This is a genomic window from Nocardia sp. NPDC004568, assembly GCF_040609955.1.
GTDB lineage: Bacteria > Actinomycetota > Actinomycetes > Mycobacteriales > Mycobacteriaceae > Nocardia.
Window position 1 is genome coordinate 15,360 of record NZ_JBEXLL010000002.1, and the last position, 15,330, is coordinate 30,689.

A 15,330-nucleotide genomic window follows, 5' to 3' on the forward strand; every position below is an offset into this window, starting at 1 on the left:
GCCGTAGCGCACCCTATGGCCGAGCGGGTCACCGCCCGCCGAGCGAAAGGTTGACCCAGTGGACAGCAACTCCTTTCAGAAGTTGTTCGACCTGAGCGGGCGGACCGCGATCGTCACCGGGGGCACCCGGGGTATCGGGCTCGCCATCGCCGAAGGATTCGCCTGCGCGGGCGCCCGTCTCGTGGTGGCCAGCCGTAAGCCGGACGCGTGCGAGCAGGCAGCGGCACGGCTGAGGGAACTCGGCGCGGAAGCGATCGGCGTACCCACCCACCTGGGGGACGTGGAAGCCCTGCGCGAGCTGGTGCGGACCGCCGCCGACACTTTCGGCGGCATCGATATCGTCGTCAACAACGCGGCCAACGCCCTCGCCCAGCCGTTGGCGACCATGGAACCCGCGGCGGTCGAGAAGTCCTTCGGCGTCAATGTGCAGGGACCACTGTTCCTGGTCCAGGCGGCCCTGCCGTATCTGCGGGCCAGCGACCACGCGGCGGTGTTGAATCTCGGCTCGGTCGCGGCCCTGCAGTTCGCACCCGCCCTGTCGATGTACGCGGCGGGCAAGGCGGCCCTGCTGTCGTTCACCCGCTCCATGGCCGCCGAATTCGCCGCCGACGGGATCCGGGTGAACGCCATGGCCCCCGGCGCCGTCGACACCGATATGGTCCGCAAGAACCCACCGGAATTCGTCGCGGCCATGGCCGGGGCCACGCTGCTGGGCCGGATCGCCGTACCCGACGAGATGGTCGGCACCGCACTGCTGCTGTGTTCGGACGCGGGCAGTTTCGTCACCGGTCAGACCTTCCTGGTCGACGGCGGTACCGTCGCCCGCTGAATCCCGAGCCGAAGGAGTTTCCGTGTCCGCGCTGACCACCGAATACCTGCCCTCCGGGGTCGTCGTGCTGACGATCGACCGCCCGCACCGGCGCAATGCGCTCGACAATCAGACCGTCGCCGAACTGCACACCGTGCTCGACGAGATCAACGGCGACCCGGCGGTCCGCGCACTCGTGGTCACCGGGGCCGGTGGCGCGTTCTGCGCAGGCGCCGACCTGAAAGCACAGCCGGCGGACTTCACCGCGACCGGGGCCGCCCCGGCCGCGGCGCTGCTGGGCGCGGTCCACTCCCCGATCGCCCGGACCTACGCCGCGCAGGAACTGATGGCTTCGGCGTTCGAGAAGATCCACCGGCTGCGCCAGCCGGTGATCGCCGCCGTCGACGGGGCGGCTGTCGGCGGCGGGTTCGCGCTGGCGCTGGCCTGCGATATTCGCTACGCCGCCCGTGGCGCCGGCTTCGGCGCGGTATTCATCCGGCACGGGATCTCGGCATGCGATATGGGCACCAGTTACCACCTGCCCCGGCTCGTCGGCGCCGCCCGCTCGGCCGAACTGCTGCTCACCGGCCGTGTTTTCGACGCCGCGGAGGCCGAGCGGATCGGACTGGTGCTCGAGGTCGTCGACTCCGGCGAACTACTCGCGCGCGCCGTCGCCAAAGCCGAGGAGATCGCCCGCAATTCCCCGCTCGCGGTGTGGATGACGAAAGAGACGATGTGGCAGACCGTGGACGCGCCGAGTCTGCGGCACGCGCTCGACCTGGAGAACCGCACCCAGGTGATGTGCACCGCTACCGGCGAACTCGACGCTTCCTTCGCGGCCTTCCGCGCCGGAACACACACCACCGCGGACCCGCTCTGACCGCGTGCCCACCGCGTGGCGGCCGTCCCGCACATGGTGAACGACAGGTCACATCCGGTGTCCACATCGCGCGGAATCCGTTCGTACCGTGGACCGTTTCGGTATTACCGCGCCTGTGCCGCACAGAACTCGCGTGTCACCGCCGACCGTGTGTTAGAAAGTCCGCGAACGGCGGCAAGGAGACGGTTGTGACCGGTCCGTATCGGCTGATCCTCCGGGGCCCCGGCGACATGGGCGGGCGCGCCCTGCTCAGCTCCCTCGAATCGTCCGACTTCGAGGTCGTCGGAGCCCAGGTGTTCAGTGCGCACAAGAAGGTGATGTCGGCGGCCCAGTACCGCGATCCGTCCATGGCGACCTGGTTGTCGCCCACGCGGTCCCCGCTCTCGGTGCCGCGGACGGTGGCGGATAGGAAGGTCACCCGCAACGCCTCGGACGCGGTCCGCGTCGTTCGCCACCTCTCCCCGGTTCCGGCGCGCGTCCGGGTGCGGGCCGGCGGCACCGTCGTCGAACCCGGCACGGTCGGCGCGCTCACGATGACCAGCCGGGGATTCATCGGCGACGATCTGTTCGGGACCGACGAGATGTGCCGGCCGATCGGGGTCGGCAATGCCCCTCTGGGACAGGATAATCCGAGCAGCCCGGCCGACGCCCGTGTGATCGGCCTCGACGGCACGCCGGGTGTCGCCGGGACGCGTAACGAAATGGACGGCGAAGGCTATAGCCGAGATTGGTTCGCTGTTACCGATATCTCGGTCGCCGCAATGCTGGGCGTGGTTGCCGAGTTGTGTGCCCCACCACCCGGTGTGGTCATGCCGGACCTACGTCCGCACTACCTTCTGGAGTCGTCATGAGTTCACCCACGCTCGCGGTCGCGGTGCTCGGCGCCGGCCCCTTCGCCGACCGGATCGCCGACCGGATTCGCGCGCGGCCGCAGCTCGAGGTATCCGCGCGCACCGAGACCGCGCAGCCGCCCCCGGAGGGCACGGCGTGCGTCGTCTACGTGCCGACGTTCGCCGAGATCGCCGCGGACACACCGAGCAGGGTGCTACCGGAGCTGCTGAGCGACGGCTACGACGTGATCTCCACGGCACCGCTGGACGGCCACCTTCCGCCCGCCGCACTGCTGGATGCCTGCCGCACCGGACAGTCCACTTTTCACGCCACCGGGGCATTCCAGGCCACTATCCCCGCCCGGCTCATCCGATCGCTGACCGAGGTTACCCGGGGGATCCGGCGAGTGGAGCTGGTCGAGGAACTCGATTTCCCCGAAACCGGGGTCTACCCGTGGGGTGACCGGCGCGATATCGGGATCGGGAACATCGGGCCCGAGACCGCCATCGCCGGCGCCGCCGCGGTCGAGGGCTACTACACAGCGGGTCTGCGCGTTCTCGACGACGCGGTGTTCCACAGCGCCGCCGGCACGGCCGCGACCCCCAGCAGCACCGTCGAGGTGATGACCGACGCGTCCGGGGCCGTCCAGAAGGTCGTCGTCGACCGCGAGCTGGGTCCCGGATCGAGTTACCGCTCCATCTGGACGACCACCACCGAGGATCGGGCGCCACTGCGGTATCAGCTGATCACCACCACCGATACGGCGCGGGGGACCGCCAACGTCCGCTTCCGCTTCACCGACGGGCTGCACCCGGCCGACCACCTGACCTGCGTCAACATTATCGAGGCGGTGCGCCCGGTGCACGAGCACGGTCCCGGCATCGCCCATCGGGATCTGTCGACCACCCGCCTGATGCCGGACGCGCGGCTCACCACCTGATCCGGGCGGCGCGCAGGTCTCGAATTCATCTATTCCGGCGGCCGGGCCGGGGCCGCCGGGATCACCGATGCGATCCTGGAACGGCAGCACAGTGATCACCCGGTTCACGCCACCGACCGTCTCCCGGCCGGTCGCGGACCGCCGCAGTAGAGCGCCTCTCGAAGTTTCAGTGCACATCGACCTCTCCGAACCCGGCCTGCCCGGCGGCAGGCGGTGAAAGGTGGGCAACATGAAGCTGACAGTCATCGGCGGTACCGGTCGGATCGGCTCGCAGGTCGTCCGCAAGCTCCGGGCGGCCGGCCACGACGCCGTTCCCGCCGCACCGTCCACCGGCGTGGACTTGGTCAGCGGCGAAGGCCTGGACCAGGCGGTGGCGGGTGCCGACGTGGTGGTCGGCCTGGCCAACTCCCCGACCTTCGACGATGCCGCAGTGGATTTCTTCCGCACCACGATGGACAACCTGCTCGGCGCCGGCGACCGTGCCGGAGTGAAGCACCAGGTGGTGCTGTCGATCGTGGGTGTGGACCGGGTGCCGCAAGTGGACTACTACCGGGCCAAGGCCCTGCAGGAGCAATTGCTCCGGCAGGGCCCCACACCGTATTCGATCGTGCGCGCCACCCAGTTCTTCGAGTTCATGGACGCGGTGATGTCCTGGTCCGCCGACGACAGCGTCGTCCGGCTGCCCGCGACCCGGTTGCAGCCGATGGCGGCCGCGGACGTGGTCGACGCGGTGGTCGGCGTCGCGCTGGGCGCCCCGCTGCAGGGTATCCGCAATGTCGCCGGGCCCGATGTCCTACCCCTCGACGAACTCGGGCGAATGACTCTGCTCGCCCGGCACGACGACCGGGTCGTCGTCACCGACGAGACGGCCGGCATGTTCGCCGCGATCACCGGCGACGAACTCCTCGCCGGGCCCGACGCGCACCTGGCTCCCACCCACTATCGCGACTGGCTGGGCGCACACCGCTGACCTCGGCAGCCCGCTTCCTGAGGCCCTCTTCAGGTCGCTTCAGCGTGGCTTCAGCACTCCCCTGCCACAGTGGCCGCCGATGACCGACAACGGCGAAAGGGGAGATCAGATCATGAACCCGACAGTGCACATCGACGGACATCCCTACCGGGTGGTGGGAAGGACTCGTCTGACGACAGCCTCGCGGGCGTGCTACGGCAAGTACCGGTTCGTCCTCCGGCGGCTGACCGACGGGTCGCTGTGGACGGTGTTCGACTCCCGGGTCACGTCCGCGTCGGAACTGATCAAATGGGCGGGCCCACCACGGCGGTAAGGGCTGGGCCGGGATCGCCGACCCTGATCCGGCCGCCGCGCCCGGCGGCCGGATCCAGGCCACGGGGTATGTCCCCTGTCTCCCCGGCCACGGCCCGAGAACGTTTCACCGACTACGTAACTGCCGCCGAGAAGTTATACGCCAGTTATAGAGCAGTTATCCACGATCGAGAAAGACGAAGTCACGGCGGGCAACGAATCAGAACCGCACGCTTTCCGGAAAGGACGTTTCGCTCGGATCCACAGCGGGCACGCTCCAACAGTGCGGCAGTCTCGGCCTTTCCGGCACGCGGGCGTGCACCCGGCCGTCGACACCCGCGGGAGCGAATCCGCAAGATAGACAATGCAATATTGCGGAATCAACCCATCGCCGATTTCGAATGTGATTGATGCCACAAGGTTTCAGGCAAATGATCAGCACACGCCGCCGAGGTGGGCATCGTACTGTTTACCCCTACACAGAATCTCCGGGCTTCCCGGCGGAACGTTGGATGGACATGCTTCACCTCGAACACTTCGCGTTCGGCTGGCTGACGCCCGCCCTCGCGTATTTCCTCTCGGCCACCGGATGCGCGATCGGATTGCAGTGCACCAAGCAGGCACGTCACGGACGACGCCGGCTGTTCTGGCTCGTCCTCGCCTCCATCACCATCGGCGGAACCGGTATCTGGGTCATGCATTTCGTGGCGATGCTGGGGTTTTCCATAGACGGCGCACAGATACGATTCGACGTCCCGCTCACCCTGCTGAGCGCGGCGACCTCGATCGGTGTGGTCGCCGTGGGCCTGTATCTGGTGACCACACCGGGCTCGGGCCTTCCGGCCCTGCTGACCGGCGGTGTCGTCACCGGACTCGGCATCTCGGCCATGCACTACACCGGTATGTACGCGATGCGCACCGACGCGCATATCGAGTACGACCCCGCACGCGTGGCACTGTCACTGGTCATCGCCGCGGTCGCGGCCACCGCGACCCTGTGGTTCAGCATGCGCTCGTGGGGAATACCGTCCACTCTGGGCGCGGCGTTCATCATGGCCGCGGCGGTGGCGACGATGCACTACACGGGCATGTCCGCCATGCACGCGCACGCGGTGCCCGGCGCCGCGATGCCCGAAGGCGCCGAGCCCTTGGATGTCCTGGGCCCGCTACTCGGCGCCATCAGCGTGGTCACCGTGGTGCTGCTCATCGGAGTGAGCATGGCGCTGACCAACCCCCACGGCGCTGGCGCCCGAGCGGCGGCGAGCCCCCCGCAGCGGGAACAGACGCCGGTACGCTGAACGGCTGCACCGGTCGATACCGCCGCATTCCGGGGCGCGGGGCCGCGGCGGTGCGGACGATCCGTGTGGATCGTCCGCACCGCCGCGGCCGGTGCACGAGGTCGATGGTGGACGAGGTCAGTAATAATGCCGACGGCCACCGACGGGCCGGCCCACCGATCCGGCGATGGCCAGTACCGCGCCGACCACGAGCAGGACGAGGCCGATGGTGGTGAGCACGCCGATACCGAGCAGGTAACCGACGATGAGCAGAACGAGTCCGAGAACGATCATGACACTGACTTCCTGATTCTCTATCCGATGTCCGGGCGAGGGCCGGGGATCACTTCGCGGTCGCCGCGCTCTTGCCCGGCTTGCGCAGCAACTTGCTCATCGACCAGGCCGGAGCCGCGGCAGGGGCGGGCGCGGGCTTCGTCGCCGGCTCCTTGGTCTTAGCGAGATCCCGCTGAGCCGCGGCGATCTCCTTACGCGACCGCCGCAGTTCACGGCGGGTCTCCATGCTTCGGCGAGTGGAGCGCCACGCACCGGCGGAGACGAGGCCCACCCCCAGGCCACCGACCGCACCGACGATGATGCCGATGAGGAACAGTTCGCCGGTGGTACCGGCGAAGTGGTAATCGAAGACCGAGAAGTCGCTGGTCAGTCGATTGACATCACTGGTATTGGCCGCGACGCCGGCGACACCGGCGGCAACCGCCGCGACGGCGATCACGAGCCCGAGAACAATGATCATGGCAATTCCCAAGGGTCGAGGAACACTATGCTCCCGCTATTCCCGGCGACGACGATGTCAAACGGGGGGAAGACCATGTCCGCCAGCCGGATTCACCGGCGGGGTGGGCCCGTGGGCTCGGACGGCCCGGAACTCAGGCGAAGAGACCGCGGACGAACGGCACCGAATCGGGTAGCGAATCGTTCACGGCGCCGTCGTGATCGGTGGGGTACACCTTCAGTGTGACCGGCTGCCGGTTCGCCGCGAGCACGGCCGCGAACCGCAGCGTCTCCGGGGTGATCACATCGGTGTCGAGCAACCCCTGCCCGAGGAAGAGCGGTTCGCCGTAGCCGGATTCGGGCAGGCCGAGGTAGCGGGTGAGCAACCCACGGAGATCCGGGATATCGGCCAACGGCCGGGTGAACAGGTCGCCGATCACCACACCGTGGGCCACCAGTTCGTCCCCGAGGGGCGACAGGCATTCGGTGCGGGCGCGTTCCAGCCAGTACCGGCCGGAATCGGTGAGGAAGGAGTCGATGTCCAACTCGGGATAGGTGGTGCGCAGACCATTGAGCAGATACAGCGCGTAGCCGGTGGTGTGCGCGCCCAGTTCCACCGGCGGCACGCCCGGACCCATGAGCGCGAGGATGTTCTCGATATAGGCGGGGACGCCGGTGGCCACCGCGCCCCGATAGTCCAGTTCCGGGCCGCCGAATTCGGTGGCGTACCGGGCGGTGGTGACCGCCGCTCCCCCGCCCTGCGACTGCCCTACCACGACCCATTTGTTCGATACCGCGGAATAGTGCCCCGCCGCGGCCCGTACCGCGTCGACGACATTGTGCGCCTCGACCATCCCGTTCAGATACGGATGCTCACCGGGCGTGCCCAGCCCGGCGTAGTCGGCGGCGACGATGGCGTAGCCCTCTTCGAGCCATCGGCCCAGGTATGCCCAGTCCCGCTCCACGGCACCCGGGCCGGCCACACTGTATGCGCAGGAGTCACCGAGCCCGACGGTGCCGTGCGCCCAGGCGATGACCGGCCATCCACCGGCCGGGGGCGCGCCGACCGGGAAGTACACGGCGGCACTGGCCACCGTCGGCGCGCCACCGACCGTGGTGGTCGTGTAGAGCATGCGCTGGGAGTCCACCGAGCCGGGCAGCACGGCCTGCGCGGCCAGCGGTTCGACGGATTCGACGACGCCGGCGCCCGGTGCCGCCACCGCATGCCCACCGGACAGCCCGGATATGGCGGCCGCGAGCAGCGCGGTGACCGCGGCCGTACCGAATTTCCGTATGATGCTCCTCTCACCGGATCGCCCACCGGTGCTGCGCCGCATCGTGCGATGCACGGTCAGTCTTGCAGCCGGACAGGCGACCGATCACCTCGGCATGCCGTCCGGCCCGGAACACTCGGCCGAGCGGGCCGTCGGCGATTTTCCGGCCCTCGCAGTCGCCCACCCGCCGCGGCAACCGACCGTCAGCGCGGACGGGCGGTGGTCAGGCGCCGATGGCCCGCGCCAGGTGCGGCCACGAATCGTGCAGGTCGTATTCGAACTGGCCCCAGGTATGGGCGCCCGCCGGGCGGTCGATGTGCACCGCCCCGATCCCGAGTCGGCCCAAGCGGGCGGCGAAGGCCGAGGTGCAGGCGGCGGCAATGGCTTCGACCGGGGGGAATCCCCAGCCCCGGTCGATCTCGCCGGGCATCCCCGACGCGGCGGACAGATACACGGTCTTTCCGGCCAGCCGGGCAGCCTGCGCGAACGCGTCGTGGACCTGCCAGCCCGCCGCCCCCGGCGCACCCCACATATTGCCCGGATTCGCGCCGCCCCGCACCACCTGCGCACTGACCATCGCGATACCCGCGGCGTCGGCGGACCACGGGCACCCGCTGTAGGAGGCGACCGCCTGGTAGCGCTCCGGCGCCTGGATGGCGAGGTCCACGGCCGAACCACCGCTCATCGACACCCCGGCGATCGCATTCCGACCGGTGGTGCCGAACCGGGCGTCCACGACCGAGGGCAGCTCGCGGGTGAGGTAGGTCTGCCAGCGGGCGCGTCCGACCACGGGATCGTCGGTGTGCCAGTCGGTGTACATCGAGTAGGCGCCGCCGATCGGCATCACCACGTTCACGTTCTTGTCTCCGAAGAACTGCCGGACATCGGTATCGTCCCACCAGGAGATGCCGTCGGCACCGCCGCCGATACCGGTCAGCAGGTACACCGTGGGCGCCGGCCCCCCACCCGGCGCGGGAATGACCCGGTTGGTCACCACGGTGTCCATGGCGGGTGAGTACACGTCGAGCAGGATCGCGCGACCGTCGATCGGCTTCTCCGCGTCGACCCGCGGCCCCGGAGCGGCCGCGGCGGGCTGGACGGTGAACAGGGACGCCGCGACAGTCAGTACCGCGGTCGACATCGTGAGCAAGAATTTGTACCGCACCCCTCCGGTGTACCCATTCCCGCGCCGAATCGCCGCCGGAATTCCAGAGTTCAACCGTTGTGCGCCGGTATGTCTCGTGGCCCGCTACGGAAAACCGCTGCTCGGTCCGGCTACCTCGGGTGCCGCTCGATACGAGCGCGCCGGGCCGCGTGGCCGGGACGCGCCGGTACGGCCACCCCGCCGACATCGGTCCCGGCCCGGCCGCACGGATCGGTTGTCGGCGGGTCCGCGCACGGCCCGGCCGGGCCACCCGGTAGAAAGAAGACAGGGCATACGCCGGGCGCGCGGCCGGTCTCCACGATCATCGCGGCCCGGTGGACCCGCCGAAATGTTGGAACAGTCGAACGAAAGAGCTGGTTCATGGCTTCCTCCGCAGCGCGTGCACAGATCGGGGTCACCGGCCTGGCGGTGATGGGCAGCAATATCGCCCGCAACTTCGCCAAGCACGGCTACACCGTGGCATTGCACAATCGCAGTGTCGCCAAAACCGACGCGCTGCTCGCCGCGCACGGCGACGACGGTGATTTCGTCCGTACCGAGACCATCGCCGAGTTCGTCGCCGCGCTGGAGAAGCCCCGCCGGGTGCTCATCATGGTGAAGGCCGGCGACGCCACCGACGCGGTGATCGAAGAACTCGCGGGCGCCATGGAAACCGGCGACATCATCATCGACGGCGGCAACGCCCTCTACACCGACACCATCCGGCGCGAGGCCGCACTGCGGGCCCGCGGCCTCAACTTCGTCGGCGCCGGGATCTCCGGCGGCGAGGAAGGTGCCCTCAACGGCCCGTCGATCATGCCGGGCGGACCCGCGGAATCCTACGAATCGCTGGGACCGCTGCTGGAGTCCATCGCCGCCCAGGTGGACGGCACCCCGTGCTGCACCCATATCGGCCCGGACGGGTCCGGCCATTTCGTGAAAATGGTGCACAACGGTATCGAATACGCCGATATGCAGCTCATCGGCGAGGCGTATCACCTGTTCCGGGCCGCGCTCGACCTGGATCCGAAGCAGATCGCCGATATCTTCACCCAGTGGAACTCCGGCGATCTGGAGAGCTACCTGGTGGAGATCACCGCCGAAGTACTGAACCAGGTCGACGCGAAAACCGGCAAGCCGCTGGTCGATGTGATCGTGGACGCGGCCGAGCAGAAGGGCACCGGCCGCTGGACCGTGAAGTCCGCGCTCGACCTCGGCGTTCCGGTGACCGGTATCGCCGAGGCCGTGTTCGCCCGGGCGCTGTCGGGAGCCCGGGGGCAACGCGCCGCGGCCACGGGCCTCGCCGCCGGCGAACTCGGCGCCAAACCCACCGATATCGCGCAGTTCACCGAGGACATCCGGCAGGCCCTGTACGCGTCCAAGGTGGTGGCCTACGCCCAGGGGTTCGACCAGATCGCCGCCGGCAGTGCCGAATACGGCTGGAATCTCACGCCGGGTGATCTGGCCACCATCTGGCGTGGCGGCTGCATCATCCGCGCCCGCTTCCTGAACCGCATCAAAGAGGCCTACGAAACCGATCCGGCATTGCCGAGCCTGATCCTCGCGCCCTACTTCCGGAACGCGATCGAGACAGCGATCGACAGCTGGCGGCGGGTGGTCTCCACCGCCACGCTGCTCGGGATCCCGGTGCCGGCGTTCGCCTCCTCGCTGTCCTACTACGACGCGCTGCGCGCCGAACGACTGCCCGCCGCGCTCACCCAGGCCCAGCGTGATTACTTCGGTGCGCACACCTACGAGCGGGTCGATGCCGAAGGTAAGTTCCACACGCTGTGGAGCGAGGACCGTTCCGAGGTTTCGGCCGGCTGAACGCCCGATCGCCGGGCGGATCTCCGCCTGGCGACCCACCCGCCTCTTGACTCCGGATCATTCGACCAGTTGCAAGGAGGTGTGAGCTACGACACGATCATCAAGGGTGGCCGCTGGTTCGACGGCACCGGTGCGGCCTCCGCGATTCGCCATCTCGGACTACGCGGCGACCGGGTCGTGACCGTTTCCGCCGAACCGCTCGACGAGGCCGACTGTCCGGACGTGGTCGACGCGGCGCGGACAGCAGGCTGGTCTTGAGCTTGCGGCGCCCGATACCCGGACTGCTGAAGATCATCGCGCCGAGACTGCGCGGCGAGGTGATGTCCGGCCCGCCCTGCAGCACCCGGCCGCGCCGGCGCAGGATGGCGTTGAGGCGGCGGCGCTCCTTCGCCCGCGCATAGATGGACGGCAGGGTGCGGGAACGGCAGGTCTCGCCGTCGACCTTGTCGAACAGCAGTACCAGATCGATACCGTCGGCGTACACCTCGAACGGGACCGGCAGATGCTGCCAGCGGAATTCGCGCCGAACGCGTTCACCAGCCGCGCCAGCGAGCCGATGAGCACGACAGCGTACGGGTTGGCCTTGATATCGGCGGCATCTTCGAGGAGTTCGGATCCGGGGCGGCGGCCCTGCACCTGGCCGACCGGGTGGAGCGCGACGCGCTGCTCGCCGACGAGGACTACCGCCGCCGCTTCCGCAAGGACTACGACGCGAAATTCGGACTACGGGTCTGGCACCGCGACTTCTTCGACGCCGAGATCGTGAGCTGCCCGGACGAGACGGTCGTCGGTAAGACATTCGGGCAGGCCGGCGTGGACCGGGGCGGTCTGCACCCGGTGGACGCCTTCCTCGACTTGGTACTCGAACACGGCACCAAACTGCGCTGGCGCACTACCATTTCCAACCATCGGCCGGAGATCCTGGACCGTTTCGCCGCCGATCCCGGCATCCAGCTGGGCTTCTCCGACGCGGGCGCCCATCTGCGGAATATGGCCTTCTACAATTTCGGGCTCCGCTTCCTGCGCCGGATGTACCGGGCCGAGCAGGAAGGCGCTCCGGTGATTCCGCTGGAGCGCGCGGTGCACCGGCTCACCGGCGAACTCGCCGACTGGTACGACATCGACGCCGGCCACCTGCGCGAGGGCGACCGCGCCGACCTGGTGGTCGTCGACCCGGCGGGCCTCGACGATTCACTCGACGCCTACGCCGAGAGCCCGGTGGCCCAGTACGGCGGACTGGAACGGATGGTGAACCGCAACGACGCCGCCGTCGCGGCGGTGTATGTCGGCGGGCGGTACGTGTTCGGTCACGGCGCCGCGGACCCGGCCCTGGGCAGCATACGCACCGGACGCTTCCTGCGGGCCGGGCAGCGCTGAGACAGTCCCGGTCGGGCCGTCCACCGGTACGTCGGGGTCGCGCCAGACGAACCGGGGCATCGGGAAGCGCTCAGCGCCGGTCGGCGGGTACCGCGAAGGATTCGAGACCGTAGCTGCGGTAAGCGGCCACGAGCTTCTCGTATCGGAAGCGGTTGTAGGCCAGAGGTTGCATGAGCAACCGATCGGGCAGTACTCGCCAGGCGAGCCGCAACAGCCACATGTAGAGCGCGAATTCCCTGTCGTGGCGCGGTGTGAGCTCGAAACCGGTGAGCTGCTGCACGGCCGGATGCATGGCCTTGGACGAGCACACCTGGATCACGTGCCCGGCCACCGGTCGCAGCACCGGCCACATCGGGGTCAGGGCCCGGCGGGCCAGCGGCGGCAGGCCGAGGGTCGGCAGCGGCAGTTTCGTCAGGTCGGCGAATTTCTGGACGAGAAACGGGTTCTCGGCCAGTTCCTGGGTCGCCATCTGGTCGTAGTAGGTGCGCGCCTCGGCGAGATCGGCCGGGAGTTTCCCGGCGGCGCTGGGCAGTTCGAGATCGGCGAAGGCGGCCCGCAACTGCTGATAGGCCGCCTCCTCTTCTGCCGGCCGCAGCGGGGTCCCGGTGCAGTACGTGAAGGTGTTCAGTACGACGAAGATGCCGCTCACCGCGATCCATTTCCAGGTGAACGGATTCAGTGCGCTGTATGCGACCTCACCGAACGCCGCGCTGCCGGATCCGCGAACGTCGCGGTGCCGGAGTTTGAGCCATTCGGCTTCGGCGCGACGGTCGTCGGAATCGCCCCACAGCGCGATCATCGCCGAAACACCGCTGCGGACACCGCGATCGGCGAAGTTCTCTTCGAACCGGCCGGTCCGGTCCACCGCCGCGGCCACCGGGACCAGGGCCACCTGATCGAACGCGGCGCCGGCGAAAGCGCCCGCCAGAACGCTGCCGGAATGTTTGCGGAATTCGCGCAGGACCTCGGGCCGGACGCGGGGGTCGGTCGACTGTTCGGCGGTGCGCTCCGTTGCGTGGGTCGCCATCTCGTCACCTCGGGCGGGAAGAAGAACAGAATGATAGTTCAAACGCCATCATTCTATCATTCGGTCGGCGCGGAAACCATGGTTCAGGGCGCGGATCCAGCGTCCACACCGGGTGCGATGGCAAGGCGGTAGGCTGATCGGAATGGAAACGACGGCTGCGCAGTGGACGGAGCTGCAGCAGTTGGATACCAAGTCCCGCATGATCGTCGACGCCGCGCGCGAATGTTTCGCCGCACACGGGTTCGAGGAGACGACCATGGTGCGGATCGCCGAAGTAGCGGGCGTCGGCGTGGCCACTGTCTATCGTCGTTTCGGCACGAAGTCCACGATCGTGCGGTACGCGCTCATGGCCGAATCGCAGCGGCTGGCGACGATCGTCGCCGACGCCATGCACCGATCCGCGGGCCCGGTCGGCGCGCTGGCGGAGATGTTCGCCGCGTTCGTCGGCGAGGCCACCGAGCCCGAACTGCTGACCCGCAGTCTGCGCATGTCCGGTGCTGCGGGCCAGCTCACCGATTTCCTCACCGACGACGACGTCATCGAACAGGGGCGCGGGCTGGTCGCGCAGTTCCTCACCTACTGGCAGGAACGCGGCGAACTCGGCAGTTTCGACCGGGAGGTGGTCGCCGAACTGTTCGTCCGGCTCACCGTCTCGTTCATCTCCAACCCGCGCGGGGTGCTACCGCTCGGGGACACCGAAGCGGCCCGGGCCTTCGCGCGCCGCTATCTCGCGCCGCTGATGTATCCCCATCCCGGCAGCGACTGATCGAGCGCCGGTGCCGCGCGGCACCGGCGGTGCGGATCAGCCGCCGGGCACGATCGTGATCGGCTCGCGCGAGGTCTCCTGCCGCGGGCGCACGGCGTACGCGGCCGATTTCAGCTCCCGCTGCTTCATCTTCTGGATCTGCTGATGGTGTTTCCGGGCGTGGTAAGCGATGGGGAAGTAGGTCAGCCGGTCCGGGAGCACCCGATAGGCGAACCGGATCACCGCGTAGGCGCGCTTCAGCGCGCGCTGGTCCGCGTCGGTCCACTCGGCGCCGATCATGGTGCGCAGGCGCGGATCGAGCAGCCCGACGATGGACAGGTAGTTGAATCGGATCATCGGATACCCGAGCAGTCGCGCGATACCGCCCGCGGGAAAACCCAGGGCCCGGAACTGATCCAGATCACCGGTCCGCAACTGCCGGTACTGTTCGCGCACCTCCTCGTCGGCGGAGAGCACCTCGGTCACGATGTGTTCGTAATACTCGTCGAACTCGGCGCGGGTCTGCGGATACCCCTTCATCGGGACCTGCAGGATGCGGGCTATCCGGATGTTGTCGCGCAGCAACTGCTCGAGTTCGTCGTCGGTGAACTCCCGGCCCATCAGCAGCGGTCCGGCCTTCGCGGTGGTCACGTAGGCGGTGGCGATCACCCACTGGTAGGCGCCCGGGTGCAGGGCACTGAGCTGTTTGCCCTCGCTACCCTTCATACGCAGCGGCGCGTGTAGCGACCGGAGCCGCCGGCCGTCCTGCACGGCCTCGATCCCACCGTATGTCCAGCGCAGCACGGAGTCGACCGAGCGGATGGCGCGACCGACCGGATCGGTCTTGGCGACCGAGTACTTGTCGGTGACCTCTCGGATCACCGGGTGCAGCCCCTGCATCGCGAAGGCAGCGCCCTCCATCACGAGATACGTCCAGTGCCCGACCATCTCGGCGGTCAGCGAGTCCAGCGGAACCAACTCGATGGGATGATCCTCGGCGGCCGGTCGGCCGCCGGTACGCGGGGTATCGGACGCGGATGCGGTGGTCATTCTGTCTCCTGGGTGGTGAATGCGACGTTCGGCGGGGCGGGAGTCCCGGGGCGGGTGCGGTCTCCCCCGTTCCTGACGCACCCGGACCGCTCGCCTGTGACGCTCCAGGGCGCGATGCGGTGCAGAGCAGGGCACAGGTGGCGGTGACGCTCTCCGG

General features: G+C 68.6%; 16 protein-coding genes and 2 pseudogenes. 11 read left to right on the plus strand and 7 right to left on the minus strand.

Translation table 11 applies throughout. The annotated features are described in order from the left end of the window. Positions 1 to 58 precede the first annotated feature (58 nt). The 7 genes from ABZV91_RS01050 to ABZV91_RS01080 all read left to right on the plus strand — a co-directional run bounded on the left by ABZV91_RS01050 (position 59) and on the right by ABZV91_RS01080 (position 6,018). Positions 59 to 829 (plus strand): SDR family oxidoreductase, encoded by a 771-nt coding sequence (locus ABZV91_RS01050; RefSeq protein WP_355233642.1) that lies wholly within the window; start codon positions 59 to 61, stop codon positions 827 to 829. Positions 830 to 860: 31 nt separating this feature from the next. Further along, positions 861 to 1,688: an enoyl-CoA hydratase/isomerase family protein gene (locus tag ABZV91_RS01055; RefSeq protein WP_355233957.1), complete on the plus strand. Its 828-nt coding sequence runs from the start codon at positions 861 to 863 to the stop codon at positions 1,686 to 1,688. A 188-nt stretch (positions 1,689 to 1,876) separates the two neighbouring features. Beyond that, positions 1,877 to 2,539 carry a hypothetical protein gene (locus ABZV91_RS01060; RefSeq protein WP_355233643.1) on the plus strand — a complete coding sequence of 221 codons (663 nt, stop codon included), beginning with the start codon at positions 1,877 to 1,879 and terminating at the stop codon, positions 2,537 to 2,539. Further along, positions 2,536 to 3,459 carry a hypothetical protein gene (locus ABZV91_RS01065; RefSeq protein ID WP_355233645.1) on the plus strand — a complete coding sequence of 308 codons (924 nt, stop codon included), beginning with the start codon at positions 2,536 to 2,538 and terminating at the stop codon, positions 3,457 to 3,459. Before ABZV91_RS01060 ends, ABZV91_RS01065 begins: the two co-directional genes overlap by 4 nt. Before the next feature lie 229 nt (positions 3,460 to 3,688). Continuing rightward, complete coding sequence (locus ABZV91_RS01070) at positions 3,689 to 4,429, plus strand: NAD(P)H-binding protein (protein ID WP_355233647.1); 741 nt, start codon at positions 3,689 to 3,691, stop codon at positions 4,427 to 4,429. A gap of 79 nt (positions 4,430 to 4,508) precedes the next feature. Continuing rightward, on the plus strand, positions 4,509 to 4,742 hold the full coding sequence (locus tag ABZV91_RS01075) for a hypothetical protein (RefSeq protein WP_355233649.1): 234 nt from the start codon (positions 4,509 to 4,511) through the stop codon (positions 4,740 to 4,742). Between the two features lie 490 nt (positions 4,743 to 5,232). Then, positions 5,233 to 6,018, plus strand: coding sequence for an MHYT domain-containing protein (locus ABZV91_RS01080; RefSeq protein ID WP_355233651.1), 786 nt, complete (start codon positions 5,233 to 5,235; stop codon positions 6,016 to 6,018). Positions 6,019 to 6,135: 117 nt separating this feature from the next. On the opposite strand, the gene ABZV91_RS01085 is transcribed toward ABZV91_RS01080, so the two are convergent. The 4 genes from ABZV91_RS01085 to ABZV91_RS01100 form a co-directional block, all read right to left on the minus strand. After that, complete coding sequence (locus ABZV91_RS01085) at positions 6,136 to 6,291, minus strand: DUF6131 family protein (RefSeq protein ID WP_085995414.1); 156 nt, start codon at positions 6,289 to 6,291, stop codon at positions 6,136 to 6,138. Between the two features lie 49 nt (positions 6,292 to 6,340). After that, a complete protein-coding gene (locus ABZV91_RS01090) occupies positions 6,341 to 6,751 on the minus strand; it encodes a hypothetical protein (RefSeq protein ID WP_355233653.1) in 411 nt (136 codons plus the stop codon). 133 nt (positions 6,752 to 6,884) lie between these two features. Further along, positions 6,885 to 8,066: a lipase family protein gene (locus ABZV91_RS01095; RefSeq protein WP_355233655.1), complete on the minus strand. Its 1,182-nt coding sequence runs from the start codon at positions 8,064 to 8,066 to the stop codon at positions 6,885 to 6,887. 160 nt (positions 8,067 to 8,226) lie between these two features. Next, entirely contained in the window at positions 8,227 to 9,168 is a 942-nt protein-coding gene (locus ABZV91_RS01100; RefSeq protein ID WP_355233657.1) for an alpha/beta hydrolase family protein, read from the minus strand. A gap of 360 nt (positions 9,169 to 9,528) precedes the next feature. On the opposite strand from ABZV91_RS01100, the gene gndA reads away from it, so the two are divergent. After that, positions 9,529 to 10,974: an NADP-dependent phosphogluconate dehydrogenase gene (gene gndA / locus ABZV91_RS01105; protein WP_355233659.1), complete on the plus strand. Its 1,446-nt coding sequence runs from the start codon at positions 9,529 to 9,531 to the stop codon at positions 10,972 to 10,974. Between the two features lie 81 nt (positions 10,975 to 11,055). Continuing rightward, the gene (locus ABZV91_RS01110) at positions 11,056 to 11,232 is read left to right on the plus strand and encodes a hypothetical protein (RefSeq protein ID WP_355233973.1); all 177 of its coding nucleotides are present in this window, start codon (positions 11,056 to 11,058) and stop codon (positions 11,230 to 11,232) included. On the opposite strand, the pseudogene ABZV91_RS01115 reads toward ABZV91_RS01110, so the two are convergent. Continuing rightward, positions 11,210 to 11,431: pseudogene (locus tag ABZV91_RS01115) on the minus strand (hypothetical protein); the annotation flags it as partial. The gene ABZV91_RS01110 and the pseudogene ABZV91_RS01115 sit on opposite strands and share 23 nt — an antisense overlap. A gap of 122 nt (positions 11,432 to 11,553) precedes the next feature. Between ABZV91_RS01115 and ABZV91_RS01120 the strand changes: the two are divergent. Next, a pseudogene (locus ABZV91_RS01120) lies at positions 11,554 to 12,351 on the plus strand (hypothetical protein); the annotation flags it as partial. A 70-nt stretch (positions 12,352 to 12,421) separates the two neighbouring features. On the opposite strand, the gene ABZV91_RS01125 reads toward ABZV91_RS01120, so the two are convergent. Next, positions 12,422 to 13,378 (minus strand): oxygenase MpaB family protein, encoded by a 957-nt coding sequence (locus tag ABZV91_RS01125; RefSeq protein ID WP_355233661.1) that lies wholly within the window; start codon positions 13,376 to 13,378, stop codon positions 12,422 to 12,424. A gap of 142 nt (positions 13,379 to 13,520) precedes the next feature. Between ABZV91_RS01125 and ABZV91_RS01130 the strand changes: the two genes are divergently transcribed. Continuing rightward, positions 13,521 to 14,144: a TetR/AcrR family transcriptional regulator gene (locus tag ABZV91_RS01130; RefSeq protein ID WP_355233663.1), complete on the plus strand. Its 624-nt coding sequence runs from the start codon at positions 13,521 to 13,523 to the stop codon at positions 14,142 to 14,144. Positions 14,145 to 14,180: 36 nt separating this feature from the next. Here the strand turns inward: ABZV91_RS01130 and ABZV91_RS01135 are convergent, their stop codons facing one another. Beyond that, a complete protein-coding gene (locus ABZV91_RS01135; RefSeq protein WP_355233665.1) occupies positions 14,181 to 15,173 on the minus strand; it encodes an oxygenase MpaB family protein in 993 nt (330 codons plus the stop codon). Positions 15,174 to 15,330 lie beyond the last annotated feature (157 nt).

What these genes read in the sequence shown, in the direction of transcription:
- ABZV91_RS01065 (WP_355233645.1), top strand. Translation starts at nt 2,536, where the DNA reads ATGAGTTCACCCACGCTCGCGGTCGCGGTGCTCGGCGCCGGCCCCTTC.
- ABZV91_RS01070 (WP_355233647.1), top strand. Translation starts at nt 3,689, where the DNA reads ATGAAGCTGACAGTCATCGGCGGTACCGGTCGGATCGGCTCGCAGGTC.
- ABZV91_RS01075 (WP_355233649.1), top strand. Translation starts at nt 4,509, where the DNA reads ATGACCGACAACGGCGAAAGGGGAGATCAGATCATGAACCCGACAGTG.
- ABZV91_RS01080 (WP_355233651.1), top strand. Translation starts at nt 5,233, where the DNA reads ATGGACATGCTTCACCTCGAACACTTCGCGTTCGGCTGGCTGACGCCC.
- ABZV91_RS01085 (WP_085995414.1), bottom strand. Translation starts at nt 6,291, where the DNA reads ATGATCGTTCTCGGACTCGTTCTGCTCATCGTCGGTTACCTGCTCGGT.
- ABZV91_RS01090 (WP_355233653.1), bottom strand. Translation starts at nt 6,751, where the DNA reads ATGATCATTGTTCTCGGGCTCGTGATCGCCGTCGCGGCGGTTGCCGCC.
- ABZV91_RS01095 (WP_355233655.1), bottom strand. Translation starts at nt 8,066, where the DNA reads ATGCGGCGCAGCACCGGTGGGCGATCCGGTGAGAGGAGCATCATACGG.
- gndA (WP_355233659.1), top strand. Translation starts at nt 9,529, where the DNA reads ATGGCTTCCTCCGCAGCGCGTGCACAGATCGGGGTCACCGGCCTGGCG.
- ABZV91_RS01125 (WP_355233661.1), bottom strand. Translation starts at nt 13,378, where the DNA reads ATGGCGACCCACGCAACGGAGCGCACCGCCGAACAGTCGACCGACCCC.
- ABZV91_RS01130 (WP_355233663.1), top strand. Translation starts at nt 13,521, where the DNA reads ATGGAAACGACGGCTGCGCAGTGGACGGAGCTGCAGCAGTTGGATACC.
- ABZV91_RS01135 (WP_355233665.1), bottom strand. Translation starts at nt 15,173, where the DNA reads ATGACCACCGCATCCGCGTCCGATACCCCGCGTACCGGCGGCCGACCG.